At 75.4% G+C, this 12,826-nt stretch carries 12 protein-coding genes; 8 read left to right on the top strand and 4 right to left on the bottom strand.

Features of this window, described 5'->3' with window-relative positions:
* Nucleotides 1–61: 61 nt before the first annotated feature.
* The 4 genes from K7G61_RS27595 to K7G61_RS27580 all read left to right on the top strand — a co-directional run bounded on the left by K7G61_RS27595 (nt 62) and on the right by K7G61_RS27580 (nt 2,718).
* Nucleotides 62–514, top strand: a complete 453-nt coding sequence (locus tag K7G61_RS27595) for a DUF4442 domain-containing protein (RefSeq protein ID WP_225849710.1) — start codon at nt 62–64, stop codon at nt 512–514.
* A gap of 141 nt (nt 515–655) precedes the next feature.
* Nucleotides 656–1,321 (top strand): DedA family protein, encoded by a 666-nt coding sequence (locus K7G61_RS27590; protein WP_225849709.1) that lies wholly within the window; start codon nt 656–658, stop codon nt 1,319–1,321.
* A 61-nt stretch (nt 1,322–1,382) separates the two neighbouring features.
* Nucleotides 1,383–2,177: a DapH/DapD/GlmU-related protein gene (locus tag K7G61_RS27585; RefSeq protein WP_225849708.1), complete on the top strand. Its 795-nt coding sequence runs from the start codon at nt 1,383–1,385 to the stop codon at nt 2,175–2,177.
* Nucleotides 2,178–2,187: 10 nt separating this feature from the next.
* Nucleotides 2,188–2,718, top strand: coding sequence for a YbaK/EbsC family protein (locus K7G61_RS27580; protein WP_225849707.1), 531 nt, complete (start codon nt 2,188–2,190; stop codon nt 2,716–2,718).
* Between the two features lie 64 nt (nt 2,719–2,782).
* Here the strand turns inward: K7G61_RS27580 and K7G61_RS27575 are convergent, their stop codons facing one another.
* A complete protein-coding gene (locus K7G61_RS27575) occupies nt 2,783–3,187 on the bottom strand; it encodes a CoA-binding protein (RefSeq protein ID WP_225849736.1) in 405 nt (134 codons plus the stop codon).
* A gap of 107 nt (nt 3,188–3,294) precedes the next feature.
* Here K7G61_RS27575 and K7G61_RS27570 point away from each other — a divergent pair, with 107 nt between their 5' ends.
* From K7G61_RS27570 to K7G61_RS27560, 3 genes are all read left to right on the top strand, one after another.
* Nucleotides 3,295–3,921: a YigZ family protein gene (locus tag K7G61_RS27570; protein WP_225849706.1), complete on the top strand. Its 627-nt coding sequence runs from the start codon at nt 3,295–3,297 to the stop codon at nt 3,919–3,921.
* Nucleotides 3,922–4,095: 174 nt separating this feature from the next.
* Nucleotides 4,096–5,256 carry an exonuclease SbcCD subunit D gene (locus tag K7G61_RS27565; RefSeq protein ID WP_225849705.1) on the top strand — a complete coding sequence of 387 codons (1,161 nt, stop codon included), beginning with the start codon at nt 4,096–4,098 and terminating at the stop codon, nt 5,254–5,256.
* Entirely contained in the window at nt 5,256–8,972 is a 3,717-nt protein-coding gene (locus tag K7G61_RS27560; RefSeq protein ID WP_225849704.1) for an AAA family ATPase, read from the top strand. The genes K7G61_RS27565 and K7G61_RS27560 overlap by 1 nt, the downstream gene beginning before the upstream one ends.
* A 41-nt stretch (nt 8,973–9,013) precedes the next feature.
* Here K7G61_RS27560 and K7G61_RS27555 read toward each other — a convergent pair whose 3' ends face one another.
* A complete protein-coding gene (locus K7G61_RS27555; protein WP_225849703.1) occupies nt 9,014–9,460 on the bottom strand; it encodes an Lrp/AsnC family transcriptional regulator in 447 nt (148 codons plus the stop codon).
* A gap of 94 nt (nt 9,461–9,554) precedes the next feature.
* On the opposite strand from K7G61_RS27555, the gene K7G61_RS27550 reads away from it, so the two are divergent.
* On the top strand, nt 9,555–10,073 hold the full coding sequence (locus K7G61_RS27550) for a rhodanese-like domain-containing protein (protein WP_225849702.1): 519 nt from the start codon (nt 9,555–9,557) through the stop codon (nt 10,071–10,073).
* 52 nt (nt 10,074–10,125) lie between these two features.
* On the opposite strand, the gene K7G61_RS27545 is transcribed toward K7G61_RS27550, so the two are convergent.
* Both K7G61_RS27545 and K7G61_RS27540 read right to left on the bottom strand, forming a co-directional pair.
* Nucleotides 10,126–10,650 (bottom strand): GNAT family N-acetyltransferase, encoded by a 525-nt coding sequence (locus K7G61_RS27545; protein WP_225849701.1) that lies wholly within the window; start codon nt 10,648–10,650, stop codon nt 10,126–10,128.
* 320 nt (nt 10,651–10,970) lie between these two features.
* Nucleotides 10,971–12,659, bottom strand: a complete 1,689-nt coding sequence (locus tag K7G61_RS27540; protein WP_225849700.1) for a DUF885 domain-containing protein — start codon at nt 12,657–12,659, stop codon at nt 10,971–10,973.
* Between the last annotated feature and the right edge of the window lie 167 nt (nt 12,660–12,826).

Raw genomic sequence — 12,826 nt, 5'->3', positions numbered from 1 at the left:
CTAGGGGAGCGGCGGCGGCGGTTCCATGCCGGATCGCGCTACCGGCTGGTAACCTCCTCGCATGTCCGAGACGTTGCCCTCGCTGGGCGAGATACTGACCGCCAGTGTGCCGATGGTGCGCACCCTGGGACTGCGGTACGAGGAGACCACCGCCGAGCGCGCCGTGGTGGTCCTCCCCGACCGGCCGGAGTACCGCAACCACGTGGGCGGCCCGCACGCCGGCGCCATGTTCACCCTGGCGGAGTCCGCGTCCGGCGCCGTGGTGCTGGGCGCCTTCGGCGACCAGATGGGCCGCGCGGTGCCGCTGCCGGTGCGGGTCGAGATGTCGTTCCTCAAGATCGCCCGCGGCGACGTCACGGCCACTGCGGAACTCGCCCGGCCGGCCGCCGAGGTGGTCGCGGAACTGGACGCGGGCACCCGCCCGGAGTTCCCCGTGGAGGTCTCCATCCGGCGCGCCGACGGCGCCGAAACCGGTCATATGACAATCTTCTGGACATTGCGCCCCAATGACTGACACTCGCCCCTGAGGCGGTACGCCTCAGGTACCGGTCCTGCTCCGCCGCCGGACGGACGGAATTGTCCGTACGGTCGGTTAGGCTCGACGAGGTGCGCCGCGGTGGACGCGGCCGATCGTCGTCGTGGGAGGGGACCAGCCGTGCACGTCCAGGACTGGCTCGACGGCATCCCGCCGGTCGCCGTCTACCTGATGGTGGGTCTGGTGGTGGGCGTGGAGAGCCTGGGCATCCCGCTGCCCGGCGAGATCGTGCTGATGACCGCCGCGCTGCTGTCGTCCCAGGGCCACGTCAACCCCTGGGGGGTCGCCATCGCCGCCATCATCGGCGCGGTCGGCGGCGACTCCGTCGGCTACTCCATCGGGCGCAAGGGCGGCAAACCCCTGCTGGAGAGACTCGGCCGCAGGTTTCCCAAGCACTTCTCGCCCGGCCACGTGGCCACCGCCGAGCGCTCGTTCCAGCGGTGGGGCATGTGGGCGGTGTTCTTCGGCCGCTTCGTCGCGCTGCTGCGGATCTTCGCCGGCCCGCTGGCCGGCGTGCTCAAGATGCCCTACCCCCGCTTCCTGATCGCCAACGCCCTGGGCGGCATCGTGTGGGCCGGCGGCATCACCGCCATCATCTACAGCGTCGGCAAGGTCGCCGAACCCTGGCTCAGCCGCTTCGGTTACGTCGGCTTGGGGCTGGCCGTCCTGTTCGGCCTCGCCTCCCTGCTGTACGTCCGCCGGCGCGCGGCGAGAGCGCAGGCGGAGATCGAGGCCGCGGCGGCCGGCGCCGTCGAGCCCGCGCTGAGCGTGTCCGAGGGGGAGTAGCGGGCCCCGGCCGGCCCTCGCCCGCCCGCTGCCCCGGCCCCGCACCGTATACCGTGGGTGCGTGCACAAGAACGAGAACGTGTTCTCTTCCGCGATCGCCGGAGCCGCCGCATGGCGCCGCCGCGCCGCCTCGCGCCTTGTGCACCGCGGCTGGCGCTGGCTCCAGGAAACGGGAGCGGTCACCGCGAACCGCCCCGGACCGCTGCGCTTCGGCCGGATCGGCGAGGGCACCCGGCTGGCGTTCCCCCTGGGCACCGTCTTCGGCGAGCCCTGGATCCACCTGGGGGAGCACTGCGTCATCGGCGAACAGGTCACCCTCACCGCGGGCATGATGCCGGGCCTGGACCTCGGCCCCGACCCCGTGGTCCGGCTCGGCGACGGCGTGGTCCTCGGCCGCGGCAGCCACGTCGTCGCCTCGGCGCCCGTGGTCTTCGGCAACGACGTCTACTGCGGCCCCTACGTCTACGTGACGAGTGACAATCACTCGTACGACGACACCACCCAGCCCATCGGCAAGCAGTGGCCGCGCAGCGCACCCGTGGAGATCGGCGGCGGCAGCTGGCTCGGCTCGGGCTGTGTGATCCTGCCCGGCGCCCGCCTCGGCCGCAACGTGGTGGTGGCCGCCGGCTCCGTGGTGCGCGGCGAGGTGCCCGACTTCGCGGTGGTCGCGGGCGCGCCCGCCCGTGTCGTACGCCGCTGGGAGCCCGGCGCGGGCTGGCAGCCGCCGCTGCGCACACCGGCCCCCGTACCGATCCCGGACGGCCTCACACCGCAGCAACTCACCGCCCTGCGCGCCCTGGAGGATCCCGCGGACGCGAATCCCGCGAGCGGCCCGGCGCAGGAAGGCGTTTGCTAGGTTTCACGGTATGCGTGCACCCATCGGCACCTTCGAGGACGCCCGACCCGCCACCGAGCGCCGTGACCTGCTGCCGCCGGCCGTCGCGGCCGCCGTCACCGACGAGATGATCCACGTGGACACCGACCCGGAGAAGGCCGACACGGCCGTCTTCGTCGAGACCTACGGCCGCGACCTGCTGGAACACTCGGCGAACTGCGTCGTGGTCGCGGGCAAGCGCGGCGGCGAGGTCTCGCTGGCCGCCTGCCTCGTGCTGTCCACCACCCGCGTCGACGTCAACGGCGCGGTCCGCCGCCACCTCGGGGTCCGCAAGGCGTCCTTCGCCGCCATGGACACCGCCGTCGGCGAGACCGGCATGGAGTACGGCGGCATCACCCCGGTCGGCCTCCCGGCAGGCTGGCCGCTGCTGGTCGACGCCGCCGTCGCCGACACCCCCTACGTGCTCATCGGCAGTGGCTTCCGGCGCGGCAAGCTCATCGTGCCCGGCAAGGTCCTCGCGGCCCTCCCGGGCGCGGTGCTGGTGGAGAACCTGGGCGTCTGACGCGTTCCCCCGGGCCCGCGGGGGCGGGCGCCGGGGGATCGGGAACGCCGGGCCGCGCCCGCCGTCACAGCCGCGGGATCTCGATGGCGGGGCAGCGGTCCATCACCATGTCCAGTCCGGCCTCGCGGGTGCGCTCGTACGCCGCCTCGTCGACGACGCCGAGCTGGAACCAGACGGCCTTCGCGCCCTTGGCCACCGCCTCGTCGGCGACCGCGCCCGCGAGGTCGGAGTTGACGAAGACGTCCACCACATCGACCGGGAACGGGATCTCCTCCAGCGAGGCGTAGCCGCGCTCCCCGTCCACGGTCTCGGCCTTCGGGTGCACCGGTACCACGCGCTTGCCGAACCGCCGCAGCACCGCGGCCACCCCGTACGCGGCCCGGGACCGGTTGTTCGACAGGCCCACCACCGCCCACGTGTCACCCGTGCCGGTCAGGATCTTCCGCACCGTCGCCGCGTCGCCGTACACGCCGTCCTCCAGCCGCCGGTCCATCTGCCGAGGTCCCACCGGACCTCCTTCCACTCCGCACGAACGGCGAACCGGTGCCGGTCATTCCCGGCCCTTAGGCTGGCGTGATGACCGACCGGTACCTGACCGTGGCGCGCGCGGGCGTCCACGAGAGCGAGATCAGGCGCTCGCGGTTCCGCTGCGCGGTGGCTCCCGCGGACAGCGAGGAGGCGGCGCAGGAGTTCGTCCGCACCATCCGCAGGGAGCACCCGGGCGCCACCCACAACTGCTTCGCCTACGTGATCGGCCCCGACGGGCGGCTGCACCGGGCGAGCGACGACGGCGAACCGGGCGGCACGGCCGGCACGCCCATGCTCCAGGTTCTGCTCGGCCGCGAGGTCCGCGACACCGTCGCCGTCGTCACCCGCTACTACGGCGGCGTCCAGCTCGGAGCTGGCGGCCTGGCCAGGGCGTACGGCGGCGCCGTCGCGGCCGCCCTCGACGCGGTCGGGACCGCCGAGCTGCGCAGGATGGCGCTGGTCACCGTCACCGTCGACCACGGCCGGGCCGGGCGGCTGGAGAACGAACTGCGGGCCGCCGGCCACACCGTGCGCGAAGTCCGCTACGCCGCCGAGGTCGCCATCGCCCTCGGCGTCCGGGCCGACCGGGTCCCCGCCTTCCGCTCCTGGCTCGCCGACGCCACCTCGGGCGCCGCCGCCTGCGCCGTGGAGGGCACCGCCTACGTGCGCGTATGACCGGGTCCGCACGAACCGGCGAACCTGCCGCGCGGAGCCGCCGCACAGCCGCGCCACCGCCCCCCTAGAATCAAGATCTCCGGCGGGCGCGTGTCCGGCCGGCGCCGGGCGCCGCCCGGCGGGCCGGCGGCGCCGGGGCACGGTGAGGACGAAGACGCGGGTGGGGGCCACCGAGTGAGACTGCTGCACACGTCGGACTGGCACCTGGGCCGCTCCTTCCACCGGGTCGGCCTGCTCGACGCCCAGCGGGCCTTCCTCGACCACCTGGTGGCGACCGTCCGCGCCGAGCGCGTCGACGCCGTCCTCGTGGCAGGGGACGTCTACGACCGGGCCGTACCGCCCCTTTCCGCCGTCGAGCTGTACGACGCCACCCTGCACCGGCTGGCCGACCTCGGCGTGCCCACCGTGATGATCTCCGGCAACCACGACTCGGCGCGCCGGCTCGGCGTCGGATCCGGCCTCATGGGACGCGCCGGCATCCACCTGCGGACCGACCCGGCCGCGTGCCACCGGCCGGTGGTCCTGCGCGACAGCTACGGCGAGGTGGCGGTCTACGGCCTGCCGTACCTCGAACCGGCCCTGGTGCGCGAGGAGTTCGCCGCCGAGCGCGCGGACCACACCGCCGTGCTGACCGCCGCCATGGACCGGGTGCGCGCCGACCTGGCCGCGCGGCCGGCCGGCACCCGCGGCGTCGTCCTCGCCCACGCCTTCGTCACCGGCGCCGCGCCGTGCGACAGCGAACGGGACATCACCGCGGGAGGCGTCGAGGCCGTGCCTGCGGCCGTGTTCGACGGCGTGCACTACGCGGCTCTCGGCCATCTGCACGGCTGCCAGACGGTCACCGAGCGGATCCGCTACTCGGGTTCGCCGCTCGCGTACTCCTTCTCCGAGGAGCACCACCGCAAGAGCATGTGGCTGGTGGACCTCGGCCCCGGTGGGGAGGTGACCGCCGAGCGGGTCGACACGCCGGTGCCGCGCCCGCTCGCCCGGCTGCGCGGCCGCCTCGACGACCTGCTCGCCGACCCCAAGCTGGAGCGCCACGCCGACGCCTGGGTCGAGGCCACCCTCACCGATCCCTACCGGCCGCACGAGCCGATGGCCGCCCTCGCCAAGCGCTTCCCGCACATCCTCGCCCTCGCCTTCGACCCCGAGGGGGCCGAGGAGGACGCGGCCCTCTCGTACGCCCGGCGGCTGCGCGGCCGCACCGACACCCAGATCGCCGAGGACTTCCTGCGCCACGTCCGCGGCGCGGGACCCGACGCGCGCGAACGCCAGGTGCTGCGCCAGGCGTTCGACGCCGTGCGCGCCGACACCGCACGGACGGAACGCCCCTGATGCGCCTGCACCACCTGAGGATCACCGCCTTCGGGCCGTTCGCCACCACCCAGGACGTCGACTTCGACGAACTGTCCGCCGCCGGGCTGTTCCTCCTGCACGGCCCGACCGGGGCGGGCAAGACCTCGGTCCTGGACGCCGTCTGCTACGCCCTGTACGGCCAGGTGCCAGGCGCCCGCCCCGCCACCAGGCTGCGCAGCGACCATGCGGCGGCCGGGACGCCGACCGAGGTCGTACTCGACCTCACGGTCGGCGGACGGCGGCTGGAGATCACCCGGCGCCCGGAGCAGCTGCGCGCCAAGAAGCGCGGCACCGGCCTGACCCACGACAAGGCAGTCACCTTGCTGCGGGAGTACGACCGCGGCCAGTGGCGCGGCCTGTCGAAGTCCCACCAGGAGATCGGCGAGGAGATCAAGCAGCTCGTGGGGATGAGCTGCGAGCAGTTCTGCCAGGTCGTGCTGCTGCCGCAGGGCGAGTTCGCCGCCTTCCTGCGGGCGAGCGCGATCGAGCGGGCTAAGCTGCTGGGCAGGCTGTTCGACACCCGCCGCTTCAAGGCCGTCGAGGCATGGCTGCGGGACCGTGCGGCCGAGGCCGGGCGACGCCTGGAAGCCGGTGACCGCGAACTGGCCGACCTCGCCGCCAGGATGCGCCAGGCCGCCGGACCCGGTCCCGGTGACCGCACGGACCAGTACGCGGACCCGGACCCGGACCCGGAATCCGGCGGGGCACCCGATTCCGGCGGCTGGCTGCTGGCGTGGGCGGCGGAGCTGCGGTGCGAGGCGCGGGAGCGGTACGAGATCGCCCGCGCGGCCGTCACCGGCGCCGAGCACGTCCACGCGTCCGCCGCCGAGGCGGCCACGGCGGCCCGCGACCTGCACGCCCTCCAGGCCCGCCACGCCGAGGCGCGCCGCCGCGCCCGGATCCTCGACCAGGAACGGCCGGCCAGGACCGAGGCCCGCGCCCGACTCGACCGGGCCCGGCGCGCGGCCGGCGTGGAACCGGCCCTGGCCCTGCGCGGCAAGGCGGCCGAGCGGTACGAGGCGGCCGTGGCGGCGGAGCGCGCCGCGGCCGCCGAACTGGTGGCGTCGGGCGAGCCGTTGCCCCCCGCCCCGGCCGTCGCGCCGACTGCCGCCGCCGGTTCCGGCTCCGGCCGGGCCACGGGTCCTGGTTCCGGTCCGGCCACGGGTCCAGGTTCCGGTCAGGGCGGCGGCTCCGGTACCGGTTCCGGTCGGACTGCCGATTCCGGCTCTGTTCAGGCCGCCCATTCCGTTTCCGCCGCCGGTCCGGAGCCTGGCCGGGTCATCGGTTCCGATCAGGCCACTGGCCCAGGTTCCGGCCACGCCGCCGATTCCGGTCCGGCCGCCGGTTCCGGCCCTGGCCGGACCGCCCATTCCGGCCGTGGTCAGGCCGCCGGTCCCGTTTCCGTCGCCGGTTCCGGTCAGGCGGCTGGTTCCGGCCCTGGTCCCGTCGGTGGTCCTGGGCCGACGCTTCCGCACGCGCGGCGGGCGTCGAGCGGGAACCCACCGGACGGTGCCATCGGCCCAGGCGGCGGCATTGGCGGCTCAGGCGGCGGTTCCGGCGAGGACCGCGCCACGCCGGAGCCGGGTCCGGCGGCCCCCGGCGGCCCGGACGGCTCCCCCCGTAAGACGTCCGCCCCCGACGGTTTTGGTGGCGGCTTCGGCGAGGGCCGCGCCCCTCACGCCCCCGGCTCCGCGCCCCCCGGCCTCTCGGTCCCCGCGCAGGGCGCCCCCGGCCGCCGGGCGGCGGACGTGCCCCCGTACCTCGACGCCGACCTGCTCATCCGACGGGCCCGCCAGGCGCGCGAGGAACTGGGCGGCCTCGCGCGGGGCGAGGAGGGCGAGGCAAGGCTGCGGGAGCTGGGCGAGCGGCTGGCGGCCGTCGAGCGCGAGGAACGGGCGGACGAGGAGGCCGTACAGGAGGCGCAGACCTGGCTGGAGGCGTGGCCCGCGACCCGGGCCCGGTTGCGGGCGCGGCTGGACGCGGCCATGGAGGCCGCCGCGCAGGCGGCCGCACTCGCCGCAGAGGTTTCGGCCGCCGCCCGGCGCGAGACGGCGGCCGGCGAACGCGACCGGCTGGCCACCGAGTCCGCGCGCGCCGAGGACGCCGTACGCGACGCACGGGACCGTACCGCCGCCGCCCGTGAGAGGTGGCAGGACGTGCGCGAGGCACGCATCGACGGCATCGCGGCCGAACTGGCCCGCGAACTGGCCGACGGCGAGCCGTGCCGGGTGTGCGGCGCCACCGAGCACCCGGCGCCCGCCCGCCCGGCCCGGCGGCAGGTCACCCGGGCCGACGAGGACGGCGCCCACGCCGAGTTCCAGCGCGAGTCGGCGGACCTGGACCTGGCCCGCGAGACCGCGGCCCGGCTGACGGCCGCCCTGGAGGCCGCCGTGGCGACCGCCGGTGAGGCGCCGCGCGCCGAACTCGCCGCCGCTCACGCCGAACTGGCCCGCCGCCACTCCGCGGCCGTACGCGAGGCCGCCGGCGTGCCCGAGGCCCGCCTGGCCCTGGAAGGCGCCGAGCAGGAGCGCGACCGCAGGACCGCCCTGCGGCAGGAGGCGGTCAGCCGGGCGGCGGCCAGGGCCTCGCGCCGCGAGGAGCTCACCGAGCGCTACGAGCAGGCGCGGTCCGAACGGGACCTGGCCCGGGCCGGGTACGCCGACGTGGCGGCCCGGCGTACGGCGCTGGCCCGCCGGGCCGCGCTGCTGGAGCGGGCGGCGACCGCCGCCCGGGAGCGTGCCGACGCCCAGGAGCGGCTGACGGAGGCCGAGGAGGCTGCCGTGGTGGCCGCCGCCGGTGCCGGCTTCGGTTCACCCGAGGAGGCGGCCGCCGCACTGCTGCCCGCCGACCGGCGCCGCGCGGCCGAACGCGAGGCCGAGGAGTGGGCCCGGCAGGAGGCGGCGGTCGCCGCGGAACTCTCCGCGCCGGGTCCGGCCGCCGCCGCGCGGCGCCGGCCCGCCGAACCCGAGCCGGCCGAGGCCGCGCTGGCCGCGGCCACCCGCGCCCTGCGCGACGCCTCGGCCGCCGAGTCCGCTGCCGCCTCCCGCACCGCCGAGCTCGACCGGCTCGGCGCCCTCGCCACCGCCAGGGTCCGCGAACTGGCCCCCGCGCGGGACGGCTTCGCCCGCCTCAAACGGCTGTCCGACCTGGCCGGCGCCACCAGCGCCGAGAACACGTACCGGATGGAGCTGGAGACCTACGTGCTGGCGGCGCGGCTGGAGCAGGTGGCCGCGGCCGCGGGCGCACGGCTGCGCCGCATGTCCAGCGGCCGCTACACGCTGGCCCATTCCGACGCCCGCGCCGACCGCAGGGCCAAGTCCGGTCTCGGCCTCGTCGTGGTCGACTCCTGGACCGGTACGGAACGCGACACCTCCACCCTGTCCGGCGGCGAGACCTTCTTCGCCTCGCTCGCGCTCGCGCTGGGACTGGCGGACGTGGTGACCGACGAGGCCGGCGGTACCCGCCTGGACACCCTCTTCATCGACGAGGGCTTCGGCAGCCTCGACGAGCAGACCCTCGACGAGGTGCTGGACGTCCTCGACTCCCTGCGCGAACGCGACCGGGCCGTCGGCATCGTCAGCCATGTCGCCGACCTGCGCCACCGCATTCCGGCCCAACTCCGCGTCGTCAAGGGCCGGGACGGCTCCACGGTGCGGACGCGGACGGCGACCGCGATCGCGACGCCACGCGCCTGACCCGGACGCCGACCGTGGGCGGCGCCCCCGGGGCCCGGCCGCTAGAGCACCAGCGGGCGCCGCTCCAGCGGCGAGGAGTACACCACACTGGTGGTGACCGCGCCCAGGCCGGAGATCCGCCCGGTCACCTCCTCCAGGTGCCGCATCGACCGGGCCGCCACCTTCAGCACGAAGCAGTCGTCCCCGGTCACATGGTGTGCCTCCAGTACCTCCGGGGTGCTGCCGAGCAGGTCGTGGAACGGTTTGTAGTTGCCGGTGGGATAGCGCAGCCGGACCAGGGCCAGGACCGGCAGCCCGACACGCTCGTGGTCGATCACGGCCGTGTAGCCGGTGATGACACCGGCCTCCTCCAGCCGCCGTACCCGCTCGGTCACCGCGCTCGGCGACATCGACACCGTACGTGCCATCCCGGCGTAACTGGCCCGCCCGTCGCGCTGCAGGGCCTCCAGCAGCAGCCAGTCCGTGGCGTCCAGGGAAATCGTGCTCATCTTCCCTGCTTAGCAGGGGAAAGCACGGCCGGACAAGGAGAACGCCGGGGAACGCCACTTCAGGCGGCGATCACCGGCCGGTAGATTCCGTGCCATGACAATTCCGGCATCCGCATCGTCACCGCAGCTCACCGCGCCTGCGACCGCAGCCGCGGACAACCCCGTGCTGAGCGTCCCCCCGGCGGCCCCGGCCGAGGCCGCCGCGTATTTCGCCGCGTCCCTCGCCTTCCACACCGACGTCTCCGACGTGGCCGCCGCCCTGGCGGCCGGCGGCCACGGCTTCACCCTCGTCGACACGCGAAGCACCCAGGCGTGGGACCAGGGGCACATACCCGGCGCCGTCCACCTGCCCACCGCGATCGTCCCGGACCTGGCCGAGGAAGTCCTCGACCGGGACGTGCCCGTGGTCGTCCACTGCTGGGGCCCCGGCTGCAACGGCGCCGCCCGCGCCGCGCTCGCCCTGGCCACCCGCGGCTTCCGGGTGAAGGAGATGCTCGGCGGCATCGAGTACTGGATCCGCGAGGGCTTCGCCTACGAGACGTACGAAGGCGGGCAGCGGCGCACCGCCGACCCGCTCACCGCGCCCGTCGGCGCGGACGACTGCGGCTGCTGACCACGGGTCACCGGCCGGGGCGGGCGCGGCCGGCGGCCGCGCCCGCCCCGGATCAGACCGGCGGCGAGGTCAGTTCGTACGCCCACAGTTCGCCGCGGTCGGCGACCCGCGCGAAGCCCACCCGTTCCAGCACGGCCTGGGAGGGCCGGTTGCCCGGCTCCGTGGTGGCCAGCACCGTGAGGACCTCGGGCCGGCCGAGCGCCCACTGGCACAGCGCCCGGGCGGCGTCGGTGGCCCAGCCCCCGCCGCGGCCGGACTCCGACAGGTCGTAGCCGATCTCCACGGCGCCGCCGTCCGGCGGACCGTGGAAGCCGGCGCCGCCCAGGGCCGTCCCGTCCTCGGTCCGCGTGATCGCGAACAGGCCCCAGCCCGGCCGGTAGACCCCGGCCCTGGCGGCGGCCACCGTCATCGTGGCCGCCCCGACCGTTCCGTCCCCCGGCACCCCGTCGATCCACACCAGCGAGCCCGGCTTGCCCTCGGCCAGCAGCGCGGCCTCCTCGGGAAGCTGCTCCCGCAGCGTCAGCCGGCCCTGGGTCAGCACGAGGCGCCCGCCGTCGTGCGAAGCGTGCAGCGTCATCCAGCCGTCCCGCCCTCTCCGAAGGACTTCCCCCATGCTTCCCCCGTGCGTGTTGCGGCCGCTGCCGACCGCGCGGGTTCAGCGTTTCCGCGTTCTGGTGTTCCGGTGTTCTTGCGTTCCCGCGGTCCCGGCCGCCGTGCGCGCGGCGACCGCAAGCAGCCAGCGTAACCACGGCCGCCGCGGCCCGGAGCACCGGGCCGGAGCACCGGGCCGGCGCCCGGGCCCGAAACCCGGGCGACGGGCGCGTGCGGCGGCCGGACCCGCCAACGGGACGGGGTCCGGCCGCCGCACGTGTCGCGCCGCCGTACGCCTCGCGCCGGCTACAGCGCGGAGATCTCCGCCACAAGGTCGTCCAGGCCAAGCGAGCCCAGCGAGAGCGCGGCCATGTGCCACGCCTTGGCGTCGAAGGCGTCACCGCGCGCGGCGCGTGCCGCGGCCCGGCCGGTCAGCCAGGCGCGCTCACCCAGCTTGTAGCCGATGGCCTGGCCGGGGATCCCGAGGTAGCGGATCACCTCGCTGTCCACGAAGGCCGGCGGACGCCCGCTGTGCATCCCGAAGAACTCGCGGGCCAGCTCCGGCGTCCAGCGCTCGCCCGGGTGGAACGGCGAGTCCCGCGGGATCTCCAGTTGCAGGTGCATGCCGATGTCCACGATGACGCGGTTGGCCCGCATCATCTGCGCGTCGAGGTAGCCCAGCCGCCGCTCGGGGTCGGTGAGGAAGCCCAGTTCGTCCATCAGCCGCTCGGCGTACAGCGCCCAGCCCTCGGCGTTGGCGCTGACCATGCCGATGGTGGCCTGGTAGCGGGACAGGTCCTCGGCCACGTGCGCCCACTGCGCGAGCTGCAGGTGGTGGCCGGGCACCCCCTCGTGGTACCAGGTCGAGACCAGGTTGAAGACGGGGAACCGGGTGCGGCCCATGGTGGGCAGCCAGGTGCGGCCCGGCCGGGAGAAGTCCTCCGAGGGCGCGGTGTAGTACGGGGCGGCCGCGCCGCCGGGCGGGGCGATCCGCGCCTCGACCCGCTTGACCCGCTCGGCGAGTTCGAAGTGCGTCCCGTCCAGCGCCTCGATGGCCTCGTCCATCAGCGCCTGCAGCCACCGCTGCACCTCGTCCACGCCCTCGACGGCCTGGCCGTGGTCCTCCAGGTGGCGCAGCACCTCCCACGGATCGGTGTCCGGGAGGATCTTGCCGGCCTCGGCGATCATCTCCTCGCGCAGCCGGTGGAACTCCGACCAGCCGTAGGCGTACGCCTCGTCCAGGTCGAGGTCGGTGCCGTTCCAGTACTGGGACCAGCGCGCGTACCGCTCCCGGCCGACCGGGTCGGGAGCGCCGGCGACGCCGGGCGCGTACACGTCCCGCAGCCAGTCGCGCAGCTCCGCGTACGCGGCGGTGGCCTCGGCCGCCGCCGCGTCGAGCTCGGCCCGCAGCTCCTGCGGCCCGTCGGCGGTGAGCGCGGCGAACCAGGAGCCGGAGCCGCCGTCGCCCGTCCACTCGCCGATCTGCTCGACGACCGTCTCCACCTGCCGCGGTCCGCCGGGCAGATCGCGGGCCAGCCCCTCCGCCAGCGACTCGCGATAGCCCCGCAGCGCGGCGGGCACGGCACGCAGCCTGGCCGCCAGGTCGGCGTAGTTCTCCGGGGTCTCGGTCGGCGTCAGCGTGAACGCCTCCCTGATGCTGTGCGCGGGCGAGGCGATGTTGCTGATCGCGCGCAGCGACTCGCCCGCCTCGTGGACGGCCAGCTCCGAGGTCAGCCGCTCGCGCAGCAGCCGGGCGCAGCGCCGCTCGGCGTCGCTGTCGCCGCCCGGCCGTGCCTCGGCCCGCGCCAGCTCCGCCAGCGTGGTCCTGGCGAGTTCCGCACGCGCCTCCTGGCCGGCGGGCGAGAAGTCCGGCAACAGTCGGTAACTGGCGGGCACACCCAGGTACGTGCCGATGATCGGGTCGAGTTCGATGAGGTCGTCGACATAGGCGTCGGCGACCTGCCGTGGCAGCGAGCTGCTGGTGAGATTGGACATGCCCACATCCTGGTACGCCGGGGGCCTCCGCGTCATCAGCATGGGGCTTCTTCGTCCCTGACGGCGTCCTTGACGGCGTCCCTGCGGGCGTCCCGGGCGGCCGGCGGCCCGGCCCCTCGGGGGCCGGGTGGCGATCACCGCCGCGTACGAGGTCGGCCACGCAAGGT

Source organism: Streptomyces sp. HPF1205 (assembly GCF_020400825.1).
In the GTDB taxonomy this organism is placed as follows: Bacteria; Actinomycetota; Actinomycetes; order Streptomycetales; family Streptomycetaceae; genus Actinacidiphila.
The sequence above is the reverse complement of the archived record's forward strand: the minus strand, read 5'-3'. Positions and strand labels throughout refer to the sequence as shown.